This window comes from Megasphaera jansseni (genome assembly GCF_047974155.1).
In the GTDB taxonomy this organism is placed as follows: domain Bacteria; phylum Bacillota; class Negativicutes; order Veillonellales; family Megasphaeraceae; genus Megasphaera.
This window is the reverse complement of the sequence record NZ_JBHYRR010000037.1, coordinates 1-20,414: the sequence shown is the minus strand read 5'-3', so window position 1 is coordinate 20,414 and position 20,414 is coordinate 1. Positions and strand designations below refer to the sequence as shown.

Below are 20,414 nucleotides of genomic sequence, written 5' to 3'. Positions count from 1 at the left end.
AAGGAGTGTATCGACAATGATTAAAGTTGGTATTAATGGTTTCGGTCGTATTGGTCGTTTTGTTTTCCGCGCAGCACAGACTCGTGATGACATCGAAATCGTAGGCATCAACGACCTTTGCCCGGTTGACTACATGGCATACATGCTCAAATATGATACCATGCACGGCCAGTTCGATGGCACAATCGAAGCTGACGTCGAAAACAGCCAGCTCATCGTTAACGGCAAAAAAATCCGCGTAACCGCTGAAAAAGATCCGGCAAACCTCAAATGGAACGAAGTCGGCGCTGAATATGTCGTTGAATCGACAGGCCGTTTCCTCACCATGGACCTCGCTGAAAAACACCTCGCAGCTGGTGCAAAATACGTTGTACTCTCCGCTCCTTCCAAACAGGGTGCTGACGGCCGTCAGGCAGACATGTTCGTTTGCGGCGTTAACACCGATACATACAAAGGCCAGCAGATCGTTTCCAACGCATCTTGCACGACGAACTGCCTCGCTCCGATCGCTAAAGTCCTCAACGATGCTTTCGGTATCAAAGAAGGCCTCATGACGACGGTTCATTCCACGACGGCTACTCAGAAAACCGTTGACGGCCCGTCCATGAAAGACTGGCGCGGCGGCCGCGCAGCTGCTGGCAATATCATTCCGTCCACGACGGGTGCTGCTAAAGCTGTCGGCAAAGTCATTCCGGAATTGAACGGCAAATTGACGGGTATGTCCATGCGTGTACCGACCCTCGACGTTTCCGTCGTCGACCTCACGGTCAACCTCGCTAAACCGGCTACGTACGACGAAATCTGCGCAGCTATGAAAAAAGCTTCTGAAGGCGAACTCAAAGGCATCCTCGGCTACACCGACGAAGCTGTTGTTTCCTCTGACTTCCTCGGCTGCCCGCTTACGTCCATCTTCGACGCTAAAGCTGGTATCGCTTTGACGGACACCTTCGTAAAAGTCGTTTCCTGGTACGACAATGAAATCGGCTACTCCAACAAAGTCCTCAACCTCATTGCTGTCATGAACGACTACAACAGCAAACACTAATTTGTAGCGACGCATTTCCCGACGGGTAAACAGCCTCCCGTTACAAATCAGATTGAACCCTAAAGGGGCCGTCGCATGACGGCCCCTTTTTACTTTCTCATCAATCATAAAAGGAGTCAAAAACTGTAATGACGAAAAAGAAACCTGTAATGCTGGTCATCATGGATGGTTTTGGCTGCAGCAACATCACCAAAGATAACGCCGTAGCCCAGGCAGACCTCAAGGTTTTGCCGAAACTTTGGAAAGAATATCCTCATTCGTATCTCGGCGCATCGGGCGAAGACGTCGGTCTGCCTGACGGCCAGATTGGCAACTCTGAGGTGGGCCATCTTAATATCGGTGCGGGACGTATTGTGTACCAGGCGTTGACCAAGATCACCAAGGATATCAAAGACGGAGCTTTCTTCCAGAAACCGGCTCTCGTCGGTGCCATGGAAAACGTCAAGGAAAAAGGCTCGGCCCTCCACCTGCTGGGCCTGGTATCGCCTGGCGGCGTCCACAGCAGTGAACAGCATCTCTATGGTCTTTTGGAAATGGCCAAGCGCTATGGCTTGAAGAAAGTCTACATCCATGCTTTCCTCGACGGCCGTGATGTACTGCCCCGCAGTGCTGGCGAATACCTCAAGGAACTGGAAGACAAGTGCGCAGAACTCGGCGTTGGCGAAATCGCTACCATCAGCGGCCGCTACTATGCCATGGACCGCGACAAACGCTGGGAACGCGTCGAAAAAGCCTATGATGCCGTCGCTCTTGGCGAAGGCCCGCAGGAACCGGATGCTCAGACCTGCCTGGAACATTCCTATGCAGCGGATGTTTCCGACGAATTCGTCATCCCGACAGTCATCCATAAACATCCCGTCCAGGATGGAGACAGCGTCGTCTTCTTCAATTTCCGTCCGGACCGGGCCCGTCAGCTGACGACGGCTTTCGTCGTCCCTGATTTCGACGGCTTCCCGCGTCCGAAAAAACTGGACACGTATTTCGCCACTATGACCCGCTATGAAGACGATCTTCCAGTACACGTCGTGTATGATAAAGAACGCATCCCCAATACCTTGGGTGAAGTCCTGGCTAAAGCTGGCAAGACCCAGCTGCGCATTGCCGAAACGGAAAAATACGCACACGTCACGTATTTCTTCAACGGCGGCGAAGAAGAACCGAATCCCGGTGAAGACCGCATCCTCGTACCGTCGCCGAAAGTAGCGACTTACGATTTGCAGCCGGAAATGAATGCACCGATTGTTACAGAAAAAGTCATCGAACAGATTAAGGCTGCTAAATATGACATGATTATGCTCAATTTCGCCAATGCCGATATGGTCGGCCATACGGGTGTCTTTGAAGCAGCTGTCAAGGCTGTCGAAACAGTCGATACCTGCGTCGGCAAAATCGTCGAAGCATTGAAACCGGTTCAGGGACAGCTCTTGATCATCGCCGATCATGGCAATGCGGAACAGATGGCCGATCCCGATACGGGATGCCCATATACGGCCCATACGACCAATCATGTACCGTGCATCCTGGTCAGTGAAGAACATAAAGGGGAACACCTGCACGACGGCATCCTGGCCGATGTAGCTCCGACCATGCTGACGCTGGCCGGGATGGACATTCCTGCCGATATGACAGGCAAATGCCTGCTGAATCAGTGATTATACTCTGTTGTTCTATCGCATCGTGAAGGGAGAGAGTAAGATGGAACAAGATACATTGAGTATCTTTCAAAAAATAGCTCCCGATGTCATGGGAACAATTAAAGAACGTTATCTGCTGCTGAGGCACATCGCCGACGCCGAGCCCGTCGGACGCCGGACGCTGGCAGGCCTTTCGGGCCTGTCGGAACGCGTCGTCCGCTCGCACGTCGACGTCCTGCGCCGCAGCGGTATCGTCCGCTTTACGACGCTGGGCATTGCCATGGAACCGGAAGGCAAACGGCTCATGCCGGATCTGTTGGAATGCTTCCTGCGCCTGAACAATTTGGATGACATGCAGCGCCAGATTCGTCAGAAGCTGGGTCTGAAGAATGTCTACATCGTTCCCGGTGACAGTGACAGCGATAAGACAGCGAAAGAAGAATTGGGCCGCCGCGGTGCCCTGTTGTTGAACGACCTCTTTGGCAGTGTCGATACCGTCGCCATCAGCGGCGGTTCGACCATGGCCGAAGTGGCCCGTATGCTGCCGGAATGTCTGGCCAATGTGACTATCTTGCCGGCTCGTGGCAGCATGGGGAACCACGTCGAAGTCCAAGCTAACTATATTGCCGCCAATGTTGCGGCGAAAACCCACAGTTCGTACCGCATGATCCACATTCCGGAAGGGCTGAGCGACTCCGCCCTGCAGATGATGCTCAAAGCGGACCGCCAGACCCAGGAAAACGTGGCCATGACCGCCAGGGCCCAGGTCGTCATCTTTGGTATCGGCCGGGCCGACCGCATGGCACGCAAACGGGGCATGACGACGCTCCAGCGCGATGCCCTGCACAGCCTCGGCGCTTGTGGAGAATCCCTGGGCTGTTATTGCGGCCTCGATGGAAAAATCTTATATGGTACGAATAATGTAGGGATTTCATTGCGAGAAATCAAATATCATCCGCACGTCATCGCCGTAGCCGGTGGCGCCAGCAAGGCAGAAGCTATTGTCGGCGTCATGCGGGCCTGCCATACGGGCACGCTGGTCACAGACGAAGGCGCGGCTGAAAAAATCATACAACTGCTTTAATTAGAGGAGGAAATTTTCATGAAAAAAACGATTACCGATGTAAATGTCGAAAACAAACGCGTCTTTGTCCGCGCTGACTTCAACGTCCCCCTTGATGAAAACTGCAACATCACGGATGATACGCGCATCCAGAAAACGCTGCCGACCATCAAATACCTGCTCGACCATCATGCGGCTGTCATTCTGGCCAGCCATCTCGGCCGTCCGAAGGGACAGGTTGTCGAAAAATATTCTTTGAAACCGGTCGCTAAACGCTTGTCGGAACTCCTCGGCATTGATGTCAAATTCGCTCCGGACTGCGTCGGTGCAGAAACGAAAGCTATGGCTGACGCCCTCAAACCGGGTGAAGTCCTGCTCCTGGAAAACCTCCGCTTCCATAAAGAAGAAGAAAAGAACGGTGAAGATTTTGCCCGTCAGCTCGCTTCTTTAGCTGAAGTCGGCATCAACGACGCTTTCGGCTGCTGCCACCGCGCTCATGCTTCGGTCGCTGGCATCACGAAATTCCTGCCCATGGCTGCTGGTTTCCTCCTGGAAAAAGAAATCCGCTTCATCGGTGGAGCTGTCGATAATCCGGCACATCCTTTCGCAGCTATCATCGGCGGCGCTAAAGTTTCCGACAAAATCGAAGTTATTTCCAACCTCCTGCCGAAAGTCGATCTCATGATCATTGGCGGCGGCATGGCTAATACCTTCCTGGCTGCCCAGGGTTACGGCATTGGCAAATCCCTCGTCGAAACAGATAAAATCGACTTGGCAAAACAGCTCATCAATCAGGCTAAGGAACAGGGTACGAAATTGCTCCTGCCGGTCGATGTCATGGTCGCTGCTGAATTTAAGAACGATGCAGAACACAAAGTCGTTTCCGTCGATGCAGTCCCGGCTGATTGGATGATCCTCGATGTCGGCACGAAGACACAGGAACTGTTTGCAAAAGAATTGGCTCCGATGAAACTCATCGTCTGGAATGGTCCTATGGGCGTATTTGAAATGGAAAATTATGCAAAAGGTACCGAAGCTGTCGCTAAGGCCGTTGCTGATTCCGACGCCGTTTCCATCGTCGGCGGCGGTGACTCCGTTTCGGCTGTCAACAAGACCGGCCTGGCCGATAAGATCAGCCACATCTCCACGGGCGGCGGCGCTTCCCTGGAATATCTCGAAGGTAAACAGCTCCCGGGTGTCGTATCCTTGAGCGATAAATAATCATTCACCTTTAAAGGAGGAAATTCATTATGCGTAAAACTATCATTGCCGGCAACTGGAAAATGAATCATCTCGGTGCCGATGCGAAAGAAACCATCCAGGGCCTCGTCGCCAAAGTCCCGCAGGACGTAAAACCGGAAGTCATCATCGCTCCGGTCTTCCCGTACCTGCCCATGGCTGTCGAAATGACCAAAGGCACGCCGATCCACGTCGCTGCCCAGAACATGCACTGGGAAGAAAAAGGCGCTTTTACCGGTGAAGTTTCGCCGGCTATGCTCGTCGACATCGGTGTCACTCATGTTATCCTCGGCCATTCCGAACGCCGTACGTACTTCAATGAAACGGATGAAACGGTCAATAAGAAGACCAAAGCCGCACTGGCTCATAACCTGACACCGATTGTTTGCTGTGGCGAAACATTGGAACAGCGCGAACAGGGTATCATGCAGTCCTGGATTGAAGGCCAGATTGAAAAAGCACTGGAAGGCTTGACAGCTGCTGACGTTAAGAAAGTCGTCATCGCTTATGAACCGATCTGGGCTATCGGCACGGGCAAGACGGCCAGCGCTGCTCAGGCAGAAGAAGTCTGCGCTATCATCCGCAAGAAACTGGCTGCCCTCTATGACGCAGCTACGGCAGAAGACGTTTCCATCCTCTACGGCGGCAGCGTCAAAGGCGGCAACGTCGCTGAACTCACGGGCTCTGCCGACATCGACGGCGGCCTCGTAGGCGGCGCCAGCCTCAAAGCCGACGACTTCCTCGCCATCATCAACAATGCCGTTGTAAAATAGGCTAGTGGCTAGTGGCTAGTGGCTAGTGGCTCGTGGTTCGTGGCTCGTAGGGGGCGCCACGTGGGCGACCCGTTATGGATTTGGATGATTTTTCTAGCAGACTGGCCGGGAAATTGTACATACACCGGAGCGGGCGCCCCACGTGGTCGCCCCTACAGAAAAGGACCTGTCGCTTTTGCGGCAGGTCCTTTTGCCATATCTCCTCACATTTGTTACAATAAAGGCAATGAGATGGAGGAGGAATTCGATGAAATATATTTTATACGTCCTTTCTTTTTTCTGCCTGCTCATCGGCGGCGGTGCCTGGTTCTTTTATAACCATCCTGTCGGTGTCATCGGCGTTATCCTGTCGCTGTACATCCTGTATCGCCTGGAACGGCAGCCGCACAAGCTCTCGTTGAAATGGTCCGGCAGCAAGGGGAGAGGAGCCAGCCGCGACCAGGCGGCCTTTGAAAAGGCCGTCAGCGACTTCAACCGCATGGAAGCCGAACGTTTGGGGCTGACCGACCCGGACTTGTGCCGGACCGTAGCCAATATGCAGCATATTGCCCGCAATTTCCTCTACTATTTACAGCAGTATCCCGAACGGATCGGACTGGCAGAACACTTCATCGATTACTATCAGGACCGGGCCGTCTACATGGTCCATAAATATAAGAAACTGGCAGCGACGGGCGTCAAGACAGATAAAGTGGTCAACACCCAGAACAAGCTCAAGACCCTGCTCAGCCAGCTCGACCAGGCTTATGAAGAACAGTTCACGCAGGTCATGGAAGCGGAATTAGTGACCATTGACGGAGAAACGACGGTCATGGCTCAGAACTTGTCTGACCAGGGATTGTACGACCCGGAAGCGGCCGTACGGAGGAAGAAACCGTCGTCCTTGAAAGGCTCCCTGGCTCAGTGGAAGCAGAAAGCCGCCGACCGCTTCGATGCCTATACAGACGGGACTTTTTCGTCGATTACGCCGGAACTGCGCCATAAAATCAACGAAGAGCGTCTGATCACAGCTGCCCTGGCCTTCTTCCTGGGCTCCTTTGGCATACATTACTTCTATTTGAAACGCCCTGTCCGTGGGGGCATCTATGCCCTCTTCTGCTGGACCCTCATCCCAGGCTTCCTGGGCCTGCGCGAAGGCATCCGCTACTTCAACATGACGACCGATGAATTTTACTACGCCGATTATTTGCATAAATACGGCGCTTAACTCCATAAATAAAGTGAAACACGAGTATAATACTCATGAGTATTATACTCGTGTTTCACTTTATTTGTAATGCGCTTTCTTAGATTTCTACGTTGAAGTGTTTGAGAATCATCTTTTCAGCTTCGGCATTCCACAGTCCTTTGTGTCTTTGCAGCATTTGTCCAGTTCTTTAATATATGTATTAAAAGATAGGTGATTTGAGGTTGTCTTTTTACAGGCTTCATTCCTACTAGCTGTAACTCAGTTTGTGGTATAATGAAGGTAAAAATCACGAAAACGAGGTGTTGACATGGGGGCAAAAGCCGTAATTATTGATCACGAACCGTTAATGGCGGCGCAGTTGAAAAAGCTGTTACAGCAGGGGAAACCAGCTATCGAGGTAAAAGCGATATGCTATGAAGGAGAAGCGGCCATGGCCTGTCTGGCAGCCCATCAGCCGGATATCGTCTTTCTGACGTTGGAAATGCCGCGGGTCAGCGGCATGACCATTGCCAAGCAGATCGAAGCGGAAAAGGGGCCTCATCCGGCCATCGTCTTTGTCACGGGGAAACGCGATTTCATTTCTCAGACGCTGCGTCTCAATGTCCTCGATTATTTGGTCAAGCCGGTTACGGAAGGCGAAGTCCGGCGGGTTGTCGAAAAGTTTTGCGCCGTCTATGCAAAAAAAGAAGCCCCTTCACAGGAAGACACTTCTCTGACGGCTGCCGATGGTGGCGAACGGCCTAGTTATGCTCGGCGATTTTCCGTCGACGAAGGCGATAAAATCAAACTCATCGCGACGGAGGATATCCGCCTGGTCTATGCGGAAAAGCGCAAGGTCTATTTAGTTACTTTGTCAGGCCGGACCTATCCCAGCCACCTCAGTCTGGTCCAATTTGAAAAGAGATTGCCTGAAGACGTATTTTTCCGCTGTCATCGCAACTACATCGTCAATATCGATGAAGTTCAGCAGATTGAACCGTGGTTTAATCATCAATACGTTCTTATCCTGAAAGGAATGGAAGATCAGCCCGTACCCATCGGCCGGTCGTATGTCAAGAAACTTCGGCAGTACGTCGACTTATAAGCTCAGGGCAGACTCTAAGAGAGGCTTTGAGAATCCGCTGCAGATGACAGCATTTTGATAATGCATAGATTGCAGGATGAGGGAGAAAAAATGCCTGGTTGTTATAGAATAATGACAAGCCATATGATATAATTCAAAGTAAAGCCTTGTAAAGAATATGAAAGAATCGTGTAAATTTTGATAAAGGCTTATTCTTATCTTTTCGTTAAGGAGATCGATGATTATGGCATTTCACTTAAAGCCCAAGGAAGAAAAATTCTTTTCCTTATTGGACCAGCATGCGACATTGAGCTATGAAGCGGCTGAATTGCTGAGCCAGGCTATTAACGGCGAAGTCGCAAAAGAAACGGCGTTAGAAAAAATCGACGCCCTGGCTGACCAGGCCGATGCGCTGGTCATGGAAACGATGAAGCGCCTGCAAAAGACGTTCATTACGCCTATGGACCGGGAAGATATCCAGCAGTTGATCGACCAGCTCGATGCGGCTATCGACAACATCAGTGAAATCATGGATAAAATGTGCATGTATCAAGTCGGTGAAGCTACGGATGGGGCCAAGCAGATGGCGACCATTACGGCCAAGGCCATGAAAGAAATCCGCAAATCCATCGGCTACATGAAGGACCTCAAGAAGAATTACCTCAAAGTCGAAGCGCGGAGCAAGAAAGTGTTGAAATTGGAACAGGACTGCGACGATTTGTATCATGAAGAAATGGCGAACTTGTTCAAGAACTGCAAGGACCCCATCGAAATCATCAAATGGAAGGAAATCCTTCAGTCTGTCGAAGACGTCACCGATGATTGTGAAGATTTAGTCGTTACGTTCAGAAGGGTTGTATTGAAATATGCCTGAGCATTGGTTAATATGGGCCATCGTATTGCTGGCCGTCCTCTTTGATTATATCAATGGCTTCCACGATACGGCCAATGCTATCGCGACCAGTGTATCGACGCGGGCTATTACGCCGCGTCATGCCATCATGATGGCAGCGTGCCTGAATTTTGCCGGGGCCATGATCAGTACGGGCGTCGCCAAGACTATTGGCGGCGATTTAGTTCTTAATCCGGCTGAAATCAGCCTGGAAGTCATTGTAGCTGCCCTCATCGGCTCGATTATCTGGAATGTCCTCACCTGGTATTACCGTATTCCGAGCAGTTCGTCTCATTCCCTCATCGGCGGCGTCATCGGTGCCGTCTGTATCAGTGTCGGTCCGGCAGCCCTCGATATGGGAGGCATCGGCAAGATCATCTTGTCCTTGATCCTATCGCCTGTCGTCGCCTTGATTACGGGCTATTTCGTCATGATCGGCATTCTCTGGATCGTCCGTAAATATTCACCGCTGGCTTTGAACCGGCAGTTCCGCAAGATGCAGCTTTTGTCGGCGAGCCTGATGGCTTTTTCTCATGGCTCCAACGATGCTCAGAAAGCCATGGGGATCATCGCTCTGGCTCTTTTGTCTGGCGGCTATATTGAAACCATGGAAATCCCGATTTGGGTCAAAATGGCCTGCGCCACGTCTATGGCCCTGGGGACCTCGGCCGGCGGCTGGCGCATCATCTCCACCATGGGGACGAAGATTTTCAAGATGGAATCCATCAATGGCTTTGCGGCTGACTTGAACTCGTCCATCGTCATCTTTACGGCGACTTTCCTCCATCTGCCCGTCAGTACGACTCACGTCGTATCGGGCTCTATCATGGGTATCGGCTCAGCTGAACGCGTCCGTGCTGTCCATTGGGGGGTCGCCCGCAGTATGCTCGTCGCCTGGGTCGTCACGATCCCCGTCAGTGCCGTTATGTCGGCAATCATTTTCAAAATTATCGATTTTCTTTAAGACTATGTTTGAGGTTTAGTTTGTGAAACTAGCCACTAACCACTAACCACTAAAAAAAGCGCTGTCTTCCTGTGACAGCGCCTTTTTCTTTTGAAGATATATACCTAAAAGTATATTATAGATATACTTTTAGAGACCGGGGTTACAGAAGTGAAACTATACTTTTTTTGTCTTTTATTGTATAATACTAGATATAGACGACAAGGGGGTAGAAATATGAGATTGAATCAGGCTACGGACTATGCCTTCCGCATGGTCCTCTATTTGGCGTCTCTCCCGGAAGGTACGAAGATTACCGGCGCGGCGCTGGCTGAAAAACAGAATATACCGGAACGTTTTTTATTGAAAATCATGCGCAGTCTCACCAAGGCCGGCATCATGAAGTCTTATCGTGGCGTCGAAGGCGGTTTTGCCTTAAAGCGGGCTCCTAAGGATATCACTCTTTTTGACATCATCGATGCCGTCGAAGGGCAGACGGAGCTGCAGCGCTGCCTCCACGATATCGGTTCGTGCAGCCGTGGCTGCAGCGGCATGTGTTCCATTTATGCCGCCTTTGCCGACATCCAGCGCGAACTGTCAGCCCGTCTGAAGTCCATCAACTTCGAGACACTGGCTAAACAGGAAGCGAACCTCCGCATGGTCCACGAAGCAGAAGCGCAGCTGAATGAAAAGAAAACAGCTGCGGATAAGTAAGTCTGTAGTTCATAGTTTGTAGAAGAGGGCTTTAAATTTAAAACCCTCCGCTAGCCACTAGCCACTAAAAAGGGCTTGTCACCGACGACAAGCCCTTTTTTTTATGCCCAAAATATTGTAAAATAAGGATACCTATTTTATTTTTATTCTCGTTGTGTGGAGTGAAGCCCTATGTACCTACCTCTTCAAGGTTTCATCAGCAGCTTCCGGCTGCTCGATATATTGGATATTCTGCTCGTTGCTTTTGTCCTCTATAAATTGTTCATCCTCATCCGCAATACCCGGGCGGTGGCCTTGATCAAGGGCCTGTTGGTCCTGGGCGTGGTCACAGTCGTCAGCAAGGTCCTCGACCTGCACGTCATCAATTGGATGCTGCAGCAGGGGATGACGGTCATCCTCGTCGCCCTGCCTGTCGTCTTTCAGCCGGAATTGCGGCGGGCTCTGGAACAAATCGGCCGGGGCCGTTTCTTTCGTTCTGGCCAGGTCATCAGTATGGAAGAACTGGAGCGGCTCATCGATGAAATCGTAGCTATCAGTGAAGCTTTGTCGAAAACCCATACAGGGGCGCTCATCGTCTTTGAACGCGAAGTAGGTCTCAATGATTATATCGACACGGGCATTGCCATCGACGGCCTGGTGTCGCGGGAATTGTTGGGGAATATCTTCATTCCCAACACGCCGCTCCACGATGGCGCCGTCATCATCCGGGAAAACCGGATCATGGCTGCCGGCTGTCTGCTGCCGCTGACGTCGGACCGGTCGCTGTCGACAGAATTGGGGACGCGGCACCGTGCGGCTATCGGTATCAGTGAACTGGCTGATGCCGTCGTCGTCGTCGTCAGCGAAGAAACGGGCTCCATTTCCTATACCTATGGCGGCCATATTTATCGTCACCTCGATGGCAATGCCTTGCGCAATGTCTTGAAGACGTTCTTGAACCGGACGCCTCAGGGCCTGGCCAATATTTTTAAATGGAGGCCTTAGCTTATGAACAAGATTGATAAAAACTGGCAGCTTAAAATCGTCTGCCTTCTCTTGGCTATCGTTTTGTGGTTCGTCATCATTGACGAACAGAACCCGCTAAGTGAAGGCAGTTACACCGTGCCGATTACCGTAGAGAACCTTGACTCCCAGTATATTACGTCCAATGTGCCCAAGACGGTCTATGTCCGCCTGTCGGGACCACGTAATACGATCATCAACGTCGGGCCGTCGGATATCAAGGCCTATATCGACTTGTCCAGTGTCCAGGAAGGGGAAGTCGAAGTCCCAATCCATATCGAGATCCCCAGTGGGACAAAGCTGAAGAAGCAGAGCTTGACGTCGACGAAAATCACTGTCGATGTCTATACGGTCAAAGAATTCAAGTTGACGCCGCATGTCGTCGGCAAGCTGGATGATAAGGACTTCATCAGCGATTTGAAAATCGTACCGGAAAAAGTCGTTGTCAGCGGGGCACGCCGCCTCATCCAGCACGTCAGCCAGGCTGTCGTAGATATTCCAGTCAATCAGCGCAATGGCGACTTTGCTATTATGGCGCCGATTCACTTGTATCAAACTGATGGTACGCCTGTCGAAGGGCTGGAAATGACGCCCTGGCAGAGCAATGTCAAAGTGTCCATTGGCCATGATGCTACGTCCAAGACGGTACCCCTCAACCTGAACGTCACCGGCCAGACGGCCTGGAAGACTGTTACGGTCCAGCCGATGTCGGTCCAGATCCGCGGGGAAGCCGATACGCTGAAAAATATCAGCTCCATTGACTTGCCAGATATCGATGTGGAAAACATGACGGAAGAAAAGACCTGGAAAGTGCTGATTCCGCCTGTCGATGGCGTCGTCATGGATCCTGATGAAGTCGATGCCACACTGCATATTAAGAAAGATGAGTAGAAAGGGAGAAGATTGTGCTTAGAGTATTGAATATCCGCACGGCTGTGCCTATGAAAAAGCCTTTGGACGCGTTAGTCGCCAAGAAGCTCCGCTGCAGCCGCAGCGATATTTCCCGCCTTACCATTGTCCGCCGCTCCATCGATGCCCGGCGGAAACCGCGGATTTATTTTGTTTTTACTGTCGATGTTGAATTCGTCGATGAGAGCCGCGTTTGGAAGCGCTGTCGTGATAATAAGGATGTCCGCCAGCTGGCTGAGACGCCGGCTCCGGATATCCGGCCCGGTACACGGCCTCTGGCCCACCGGCCCATCGTCATCGGGACCGGGCCGTCCGGACTGGCTGCGGCCCTGGCACTGGCAGAGCATGGCTATGCGCCCATCGTTTTTGAACGGGGCTGCGACGTCGATACCCGTACGAAAGACGTCGAAACTTTTTGGCGCGGCGGCCCCTTCAAGGCCTCGTCGAATGTCCAGTTCGGTGAAGGCGGGGCCGGTACCTTTTCCGATGGGAAATTGACGACCCGCGTCAATCATCCGCTGCTGCGGCATATCTTGCAGACCTTTGTCGATGCCGGTGCGCCGGAAGACATCCTGTACGCCTATAATCCCCATGTCGGGACCGATGTCCTGCGCCGCGTCGTCAAGAATATGCGCCATACCATCGAGGCTCAGGGCGGCGAAGTTCATTTCTCCAGCTGTGTCACGGCTATCCACCGCGACGCCGGCGGACGTATCACATCGGTGACCGTCAACGGCTGCGATGAGTATTCGGCAGAACTGGTCATCATGGGCATCGGCCATAGTGCCCGCGATACGTATTACATGCTTCATGACCAGGGCATAACCCTGGAAAAGAAGCCTTTTGCCGTCGGCGTACGTATCGAACATTCCCAGGATGTCATCGACCGGGCCCAATATGGCTGCCCGGCAGCGGATCTCGACCTGGAACCGGCGGACTACGCCCTGGTCTATCACAGCCCGGAAGGGCGGTCGTGCTATTCTTTCTGCATGTGTCCCGGCGGCGTCGTCGTCGGAGCCGCTTCGGAAGAAGGGCGGGTCGTTACCAATGGCATGAGCCTGTACCGGCGTGACAGCGGCATCGCCAACAGCGCTGTCGTCGTCAACGTCACAGCTGACGACATGGGTGGCGACAGTCCCCTGGCAGGCATCGAATTCCAGCGCCGCTATGAAGCCCTGGCCTATCAGGCTGGCGGCAGCAATTATCATGCGCCGGCTCAGACGGTCGGGTCTTTCCTCAATCGTCCTGGTGCACCGCAGGAAGGGCCCATCCATTCTTACCGTCCCGGCGTGACCTGGACGGATCTGCATGCCGTCCTGCCGGGGTTCGTCACGACGACACTGGAGCAGGCCCTGCCTTATTTTGGGCGGCGGATCCACGGCTTTGACGATGACGATGTCGTCATGACTGGCGTCGAGACCCGTACCAGCGCCCCAGTACGCATCGTCCGCGGTGAAGACCGCATGGCCCTGGGGGCGTCTGGCCTCTATCCTGTCGGGGAAGGGGCTGGCTATGCCGGCGGCATTATGAGCGCTTTTTTGGATGGCCTGGAAACGGCGATTGAAATCATCCGTAAATATCAACCTTTGGAGGTAAAGTAAATGGCTAGATTGTTTGGAACTGATGGAGTACGAGGTATTGCCAATGATTCGCTGACACCGGAATTGGCATATCATTTGGGCAGGGCAGCTGCCTACATTTTTGGGCAGAACAAAGAACACCCGACCTTTCTCATCGGTCGGGATACCCGCCGTTCCGGCACTATGCTGGCAGATATCCTGGCCGCCGGTATTGCTTCGGCCGGTGGGGACTGCTACATGGTAGGCGTCATTCCGACTCCGGCCATTGCCTACCTGACGCGGACCCATCATATGGATGCCGGCGTCATGATTTCGGCGTCGCACAATCCCTTTGAATACAACGGTATCAAGTTCTTCGACGGCTTTGGCTATAAGCTGCCGGATGAAACGGAAGACAAAATCGAAGAATATATGCTCAAAGATGAACGGGCTGCCCTCCAGAGCCGTCCGACCGGAGCCGCTATCGGTACGATTTCGACGTGGACTGATTTGCAGCAGGAATATGCTGATTTCATCTGCAAATCGACGGATGTCGACTTATCGGGCCTGAAAGTCGTCCATGACGGGGCCAATGGGTCCGCTTCGGTTTTGGGGCCGGAAATCCTCAAACGCCTCGGTGCGGAAGTCATTGCCATCCATCATGAACCGAATGGCATCAACATCAATGACCACTGTGGTTCGACTCATTTGGAAAGCTTAAAGGAAACGGTTCTCAAATATGGAGCCGATGTAGGGATTGCCAACGACGGCGATGCCGACCGCTGCCTGGCTGTCGATGAAAAGGGCCAGGAAATGGATGGCGACCAGATCATGCTCCTCTGTGCCTTGAAATTGAAGGCCGAAGGCCGGCTCAAACAGAATACCGTCGTCGGAACGGTCATGAGCAACATCGGCTTCCACAAGGCCCTGAAGGAAATGGGCTGCAAGACGGAAATTACAGCTGTCGGCGACCGCTATGTCCTGGAAAAGATGCGCAAAGACGGTTATTCCCTCGGTGGCGAACAATCGGGCCATATCATCTTCCTCGACTACAATACGACCGGTGACGGCCTGCTCACCGCTGTCCAGCTGCTGAGCATCATGAAACAGCAGCAGAAGCCCTTGTCGGAATTGGCCGGTCTCATGACACGTTATCCGCAGATTTTGAAAAATGTTCGCGTTCAGACGAAATCGGGATGGGAAGACAACAACCTCATCATGGCCGCTATTTCGGCTGGCGAAGAAGAATTGGGCGATGAAGGCCGCATCCTCGTCCGCCCGTCGGGGACAGAACCCTTGATCCGCGTCATGGCAGAAGGACCGGACCTGGATCAGCTCGAACGTATCGTCGATGACATCGCCGTCGTCGTCGAACACGAAATGGGACCGTCCAAGTAGGTATTGACAAAACCTTGCAAATATATTAAAGTGTGGGAATGGAGTTCTTAGAACCCCGTTCCTGCATTTTTTTTTTGCAGGCGTCTGGAAATCCTTGACGATATAATGGATAGCGCTAGTGCCTGATGGATTCAGGCAGACGAGGTAGAGAAGTATCGAAATGATCAGCGGATGTCTCTCGGCAGCTTCAGCCGTTATATGGCGGAAAAACACGATGGTAACGTCGTCGACAAGTTCGTCATAAGAAGGAACATTTTCATATCAGGAGGATATAACTATGTGTGGTATTGTAGGTTACATCGGAGACAGAGAAGCAGCAGATTTTTTGATGGATGGACTGGCAAAACTGGAATATCGTGGTTATGACTCAGCCGGTATCGCCGTCTATCACGACGGTGCCATTGCTGTCCGCAAAAAAGCAGGCCGTCTGGTCAATCTGGCTGAAGAAGTCAAGGCTAATCCTGTCGTAGGTACTGTCGGCATCGGCCACACCCGCTGGGCGACACACGGCGGCCCGTCGGACGTCAACGCCCATCCCCATACGGATGAAAAGGGCAATTTCGCCATCGTCCATAACGGCATCATCGAAAACTACATGGAATTGAAGGATGAACTCCTCAAGAAAGGGTATCACTTCAAGTCGGAAACGGATACGGAAGTCGTTGCGCACCTGTGCGCCGACATGTATGACGGGGATTTCACCAGCACGGTCCGCAAGGTCCTGGCCCGTCTGCGCGGCTCCTATTCGTTAGTCTTCATGTGCAAATTCGAACCGGATAAGGTCATTTGCAGCAAGAAAGATAACCCCCTCATCGTCGGCCTCGGCAAAGGCGAAAACTACATTGCCTCGGATATCCCGGCCATCCTCAGCTATACCCGCAAGACCTATATCATGAACGATGGGGAAATCGCCATCGTCATGAAGGATAATGTCTGGGTCACGGACCTCGAAGGCAAGCCCATTTCCAAGAAAGTCTTTGAAGTCAATTGGGATGCCGAAGCAGCCGAAAAAGGCGGCTTTGAACATTTCATGCTCAAGGAAATCTACGAACAGCCGAAGGCTATCAAGGATACCATGAGCTGCCGCATCACCAAAGATGGCAAGCATGTCCATTTTGAAGAACTGAACTGGACGCCGGAAGATGTCAAATCCATCGGTAAGATCCTGATCACGGCCTGCGGTACGGCATACCATGCCGGTCTTTTGGCCAAGTATTTCATTGAAAAACTGGCCCGCATCCCTGTCGAAGTCGATATCGCTTCGGAATACCGTTACCGCGATCCTTTGACGGACAGCAAGACCCTTTGCATCGTCATCAGCCAGTCCGGGGAAACCATCGATACCCTGGCTGCCCTGAAAGAAGCTAAACGCCGTGGCGCCCGTTCCCTGGCCGTCACCAACGTCGTCGGCTCGTCTATTTCCCGTGAAGCTGACCAGGTCGCTTATACTTGGGCCGGCCCGGAAATCGCCGTTGCTTCGACCAAGGCCTATACGACGCAGCTGGTCACGCTCCTGCTCTTGTCCCTGTACATGGGCCGCTTGAACGGGAACCTGCCCACAGACCGGGAAGAAAAGATCCTGTCTGATTTGGCAAAACTGCCGGATCAGTGCCAGGCTATCTTCGACCAGGTCGACTTCATCAAAGGTCTCTGCGATGGCTTTAAAGATAAAGAAGACGTCTTCTTCATCGGCCGCTCCATGGACTACGGCCTGGCTATGGAAGGCGCCCTGAAATTGAAGGAAATCTCCTATATCCATGCAGAATCCTACGCCGGCGGTGAACTGAAACACGGTACGTTGTCCCTCATCGAAGCCGGTGTCCCCGTCATCGCCCTGGCTACCCAGCTGGAAGTCGAAGAAAAGATGATCAGCAACATCAAGGAAGTCAAAGCCCGCGATGCCTATGTCGTCGGCGTCGTCCAGGAGGGCGATACGGAAGTCGGCAAGACCGTCGATGATTTGATCAAAGTCCCGGCATCGGATGATTTCGTCGTTCCTATCCTGGCCATCATCCCCTTGCAGCTGCTGGCCTATTACATCGCCGTCAGCCGCGGCAATGACGTAGATAAACCGCGTAACCTGGCCAAGAGCGTTACCGTAGAATAAGAGCCGTTGTTCGTTCGTAGTTCATCGTTCATCGCGATGGATTGATATTTTTAATCCCATACGACAAACGATGAACGACCTACGATCAACGTAAAAAGAGGCTGTCTTAATGCGACAGCCTCTTTTTTTGTCCCTGCTATTCTCCGTTCGGCAGAGTAATATCTCCTTTCGTCATGGAAAAGAGGCGGCCGTCTTCGTTTTGCCGTATACTATACTTAACAAAATGTCTGTGATGATTGTAGATAAATGTGAGGTGTTGTCTTATGTCACGCTTTATCAATAACCTGAAACGCCGCGTTGCCAAAGAACAGAAGAAAATCGTCCTGCCGGAATCGGAAAGCCGCCGTGTCCTGCAGGCTGCCGAACGGGTCCAGGCCGAAGGTTTTGCCCGGCCTATCCTCATCGGTCGTCCTCAGAGTATCGTCGAAGTCGCTTCGGAATACCAGATCGATATGGATGGTATTGAAATCATCGATCCCGAAACGTACCCTATGATGGATAAATTCTGCGAATATTATGCCAAACGGCGGGCCAAGAAGGGCATGAGCCTGGAAGAAGCCCGGAAAGTCTTGTCAGAAAATTATATTTTCTTTGCAGCCTGTCTGGTCGCCTTTGACATTGCCGACGGTATGGTCGCCGGTGCGGTTGCTACGTCGTCAGAAGTCATCCGGGCGGCCCTGCAGGTCATCGGTCCTCATCCCGGCCTGTCGACGGTCAGCAGTTCCTTCATCATGATTACAGATAAGCCACAGTTCGGCGACGACGGTATCTTCGTCGTCGGTGACTGCAGTGTCGTCATCGAACCGACGCCACAGCAGCTGGCCGATATCGCTGTCAGCTGTGTCGAACGGGCCCGCCGGACGGCGCAGATGCTCGATCCGAAAGTAGCACTCTTATCGTATTCGACCATGGGCAGCGGTGCCGGCGAAGAAGTCGACCGCGTTCGCGAAGCGGTCCGCCTGCTGCGGGACCGTAACGTCGATTTTGAATTCGACGGCGAAATGCAGGCCGACGCTGCGCTGGTACCGCGCATTGCCCGCCAGAAAGCGCCGGGTTCGACCGTAGCCGGTCAGGCCAATGTCCTCGTTTTCCCGAATCTCGTTTCCGGCAATATCTGCTATAAAGTCCTGGAACATCTGGCCGGGGCTACGGCCCTGGGACCGCTCCTCCAGGGCCTGGCCAAGCCGGTCATGGATTTGTCCCGCGGCTGTACGCCGGAAGATATTACCGACGTCATCGCCATTTGCTGCAGCGATGCCATTTACATGCAGGCTGAAAAGAAGCGCGATATTGCCTTTACCAGCCGCTTTGAAAAACTCGACCGCCGTGTCGCTGTCGAAAACCGCAATATTTCGATTCAGTTCGACCCGACAAAGTGCAAGAACTGTACCCTCTGCCGCCGGCGTTGTGCCGATGTCATGTCCATGACGGGGTATTATTCCCTGGAAAGTACGGGCGACGTGCCCATCTGCGTCCACTGCGGCCAGTGTTCCCTGACCTGCATGTTCGGTGCGACGACGACCGTATCCCAGCGCGATGCCATCCAGAAGGCCATTGACGATCCCAAGAAAGTCGTCATCTTCCAGACGGCACCGGCTGTCCGCGTTGCTCTCGGCGACGAATTCGGCCTGCCTTTCGGCTCCGTCGTCCAAGGCAAGATGATTGCTGCTCTGCGGGCCCTTGGTGGGGATTACGTCTTCGATACGAATTTCGGCGCCGATCTGACCATTATGGAAGAAGCATCGGAACTCCTGTATCGCATGCATAATAAGAAAGAGCTCCTGCCACAGTTTACCAGCTGCTGTCCGTCGTGGGTCGAATTTACGGAAATCTTCTTCCCTGAACTGATTCCCCATCTGTCGACGGCCAAGAGCCCTATCAGTATGCTCAGCCCCATGATCAAGACCTATTTTGCCAAACGCATGAAAATCGATCCGGCTGACATCGTGACGGTCTGCGTTACACCGTGTACGTCGAAGAAAGCTGAAATCGCCCGGCCGGAACGGAATGCGGCCGGCCGTTACTGGAAGAAACCGGAAATCCGTGATACGGACTACTGTATTACCACGCGGGAATTGGCGAAATGGATCAAAGATGCCCAAATCGACTTCAACAGCCTGCCAGATTCGGAATATGACCCCATCTTCGGACAGTCCTCCGGCGGCGGTACGATTTTCGGCAACAGCGGCGGTGTCATGGAATCGGCCTTGCGAACGCTGGTCTATTTGCAGACGGGCAAACCGGCCGATGAAGAATTCCTACACTTTGAAGCAGTCCGCGGCCTGGAAGGCGTCAAGGAAGCGGCTCTGACCTTGGACAACGACATCATCCGCGTCGTCGCCATCAGCGGCCTGGCCAATGCCCGGCGCTTCATCAACCTTATGGAAGAAAAGCATTCGTGGAAGAAATACGCTTTCATCGAAGTCATGGCCTGCCCGGGCGGCTGCATCGGCGGCGGGGGTCAGCCGAGGACGAAACTGCCTCAGGAAATCCCGGCCAAACGCGCCCGCATCGAATCGCTTTACGGACTGGATGCATTGAATCAGATCCGTGCCAGCTGGGAAAACCCGGAAATCCAGACCCTGTATGCCAAGTTCCTGGGTGAACCGCTCAGTGATTTGTCAGAATCCCTGTTGCACACGCAGTATATTAACAAGCATTACATGCTGGGGAAAGAAGATAAAGTACAACCGGAGGTTAGCCATTGACGTGATTAGTGGCTCGTGCCTCTCCTGTTAGGAGAGGTGGCCCGAAGGGCCGGAGAGGTTAAACCTCTCAGTCAGCTACAGATGACTGCTAAAAAAGGCGCTGTCGCACGAAGGTTTCTGCCATCATGTGATGCCCCGTTTACTTTATAGTTTGTAGCACAGAGTTTGTAGTTTGC

16 protein-coding genes are annotated in these 20,414 nt (G+C 52.7%); all 16 read left to right on the top strand.

The genetic code is table 11. From position 1 onward, the window contains the following. The first annotated feature begins 16 nt into the window (after positions 1–16). Positions 17–1,045, top strand: coding sequence for a type I glyceraldehyde-3-phosphate dehydrogenase (gene gap / locus ACE418_RS11995; RefSeq protein WP_416450836.1), 1,029 nt, complete (start codon positions 17–19; stop codon positions 1,043–1,045). A gap of 128 nt (positions 1,046–1,173) precedes the next feature. Next, positions 1,174–2,697, top strand: coding sequence for a 2,3-bisphosphoglycerate-independent phosphoglycerate mutase (gpmI, locus tag ACE418_RS11990; RefSeq protein WP_416450835.1), 1,524 nt, complete (start codon positions 1,174–1,176; stop codon positions 2,695–2,697). 43 nt (positions 2,698–2,740) lie between these two features. Then, positions 2,741–3,763: a sugar-binding transcriptional regulator gene (locus tag ACE418_RS11985; protein WP_416450833.1), complete on the top strand. Its 1,023-nt coding sequence runs from the start codon at positions 2,741–2,743 to the stop codon at positions 3,761–3,763. 18 nt (positions 3,764–3,781) lie between these two features. Next, entirely contained in the window at positions 3,782–4,963 is a 1,182-nt protein-coding gene (locus ACE418_RS11980) for a phosphoglycerate kinase (RefSeq protein ID WP_416450831.1), read from the top strand. Positions 4,964–4,992: 29 nt separating this feature from the next. Continuing rightward, positions 4,993–5,754: a triose-phosphate isomerase gene (tpiA, locus tag ACE418_RS11975; protein WP_298588381.1), complete on the top strand. Its 762-nt coding sequence runs from the start codon at positions 4,993–4,995 to the stop codon at positions 5,752–5,754. 247 nt (positions 5,755–6,001) lie between these two features. Continuing rightward, positions 6,002–6,961 carry a 5-bromo-4-chloroindolyl phosphate hydrolysis family protein gene (locus tag ACE418_RS11970; RefSeq protein ID WP_416450830.1) on the top strand — a complete coding sequence of 320 codons (960 nt, stop codon included), beginning with the start codon at positions 6,002–6,004 and terminating at the stop codon, positions 6,959–6,961. A 289-nt stretch (positions 6,962–7,250) separates the two neighbouring features. Then, the gene (locus ACE418_RS11965; RefSeq protein WP_416450828.1) at positions 7,251–8,027 is read left to right on the top strand and encodes a LytR/AlgR family response regulator transcription factor; all 777 of its coding nucleotides are present in this window, start codon (positions 7,251–7,253) and stop codon (positions 8,025–8,027) included. 223 nt (positions 8,028–8,250) lie between these two features. Then, on the top strand, positions 8,251–8,880 hold the full coding sequence (locus ACE418_RS11960) for a DUF47 domain-containing protein (RefSeq protein ID WP_298590933.1): 630 nt from the start codon (positions 8,251–8,253) through the stop codon (positions 8,878–8,880). Beyond that, positions 8,873–9,862, top strand: a complete 990-nt coding sequence (locus ACE418_RS11955) for an inorganic phosphate transporter (protein WP_416450825.1) — start codon at positions 8,873–8,875, stop codon at positions 9,860–9,862. The genes ACE418_RS11960 and ACE418_RS11955 overlap by 8 nt, the downstream gene beginning before the upstream one ends. Positions 9,863–10,078: 216 nt before the next feature. Next, entirely contained in the window at positions 10,079–10,555 is a 477-nt protein-coding gene (locus tag ACE418_RS11950; RefSeq protein WP_416450823.1) for an RrF2 family transcriptional regulator, read from the top strand. A gap of 171 nt (positions 10,556–10,726) precedes the next feature. Further along, the gene (gene cdaA, locus ACE418_RS11945) at positions 10,727–11,539 is read left to right on the top strand and encodes a diadenylate cyclase CdaA (RefSeq protein WP_416450822.1); all 813 of its coding nucleotides are present in this window, start codon (positions 10,727–10,729) and stop codon (positions 11,537–11,539) included. 3 nt (positions 11,540–11,542) lie between these two features. After that, positions 11,543–12,448, top strand: a complete 906-nt coding sequence (locus ACE418_RS11940) for a CdaR family protein (RefSeq protein WP_416450820.1) — start codon at positions 11,543–11,545, stop codon at positions 12,446–12,448. Between the two features lie 14 nt (positions 12,449–12,462). Then, the gene (locus ACE418_RS11935) at positions 12,463–14,067 is read left to right on the top strand and encodes an NAD(P)/FAD-dependent oxidoreductase (protein ID WP_416450818.1); all 1,605 of its coding nucleotides are present in this window, start codon (positions 12,463–12,465) and stop codon (positions 14,065–14,067) included. Then, on the top strand, positions 14,068–15,423 hold the full coding sequence (gene glmM / locus ACE418_RS11930) for a phosphoglucosamine mutase (RefSeq protein ID WP_416450817.1): 1,356 nt from the start codon (positions 14,068–14,070) through the stop codon (positions 15,421–15,423). A 277-nt stretch (positions 15,424–15,700) separates the two neighbouring features. Further along, a complete protein-coding gene (gene glmS / locus ACE418_RS11925) occupies positions 15,701–17,530 on the top strand; it encodes a glutamine--fructose-6-phosphate transaminase (isomerizing) (RefSeq protein WP_416450816.1) in 1,830 nt (609 codons plus the stop codon). Between the two features lie 263 nt (positions 17,531–17,793). Further along, positions 17,794–20,238: a phosphate acetyltransferase gene (gene pta / locus ACE418_RS11920; protein ID WP_416450815.1), complete on the top strand. Its 2,445-nt coding sequence runs from the start codon at positions 17,794–17,796 to the stop codon at positions 20,236–20,238. The last annotated feature ends 176 nt before the right edge of the window (positions 20,239–20,414 follow it).

Bases quoted from the DNA above. Each gene is read 5' to 3' on its own strand.
- ACE418_RS11960 (WP_298590933.1), top strand. From the start codon at position 8,251: ATGGCATTTCACTTAAAGCCCAAGGAAGAAAAATTCTTTTCCTTATTG.
- ACE418_RS11955 (WP_416450825.1), top strand. From the start codon at position 8,873: ATGCCTGAGCATTGGTTAATATGGGCCATCGTATTGCTGGCCGTCCTC.
- cdaA (WP_416450822.1), top strand. From the start codon at position 10,727: ATGTACCTACCTCTTCAAGGTTTCATCAGCAGCTTCCGGCTGCTCGAT.
- glmS (WP_416450816.1), top strand. From the start codon at position 15,701: ATGTGTGGTATTGTAGGTTACATCGGAGACAGAGAAGCAGCAGATTTT.
- ACE418_RS11950 (WP_416450823.1), top strand. From the start codon at position 10,079: ATGAGATTGAATCAGGCTACGGACTATGCCTTCCGCATGGTCCTCTAT.
- pta (WP_416450815.1), top strand. From the start codon at position 17,794: ATGTCACGCTTTATCAATAACCTGAAACGCCGCGTTGCCAAAGAACAG.
- ACE418_RS11980 (WP_416450831.1), top strand. From the start codon at position 3,782: ATGAAAAAAACGATTACCGATGTAAATGTCGAAAACAAACGCGTCTTT.
- tpiA (WP_298588381.1), top strand. From the start codon at position 4,993: ATGCGTAAAACTATCATTGCCGGCAACTGGAAAATGAATCATCTCGGT.
- glmM (WP_416450817.1), top strand. From the start codon at position 14,068: ATGGCTAGATTGTTTGGAACTGATGGAGTACGAGGTATTGCCAATGAT.
- gap (WP_416450836.1), top strand. From the start codon at position 17: ATGATTAAAGTTGGTATTAATGGTTTCGGTCGTATTGGTCGTTTTGTT.
- gpmI (WP_416450835.1), top strand. From the start codon at position 1,174: ATGACGAAAAAGAAACCTGTAATGCTGGTCATCATGGATGGTTTTGGC.
- ACE418_RS11970 (WP_416450830.1), top strand. From the start codon at position 6,002: ATGAAATATATTTTATACGTCCTTTCTTTTTTCTGCCTGCTCATCGGC.
- ACE418_RS11985 (WP_416450833.1), top strand. From the start codon at position 2,741: ATGGAACAAGATACATTGAGTATCTTTCAAAAAATAGCTCCCGATGTC.
- ACE418_RS11940 (WP_416450820.1), top strand. From the start codon at position 11,543: ATGAACAAGATTGATAAAAACTGGCAGCTTAAAATCGTCTGCCTTCTC.
- ACE418_RS11965 (WP_416450828.1), top strand. From the start codon at position 7,251: ATGGGGGCAAAAGCCGTAATTATTGATCACGAACCGTTAATGGCGGCG.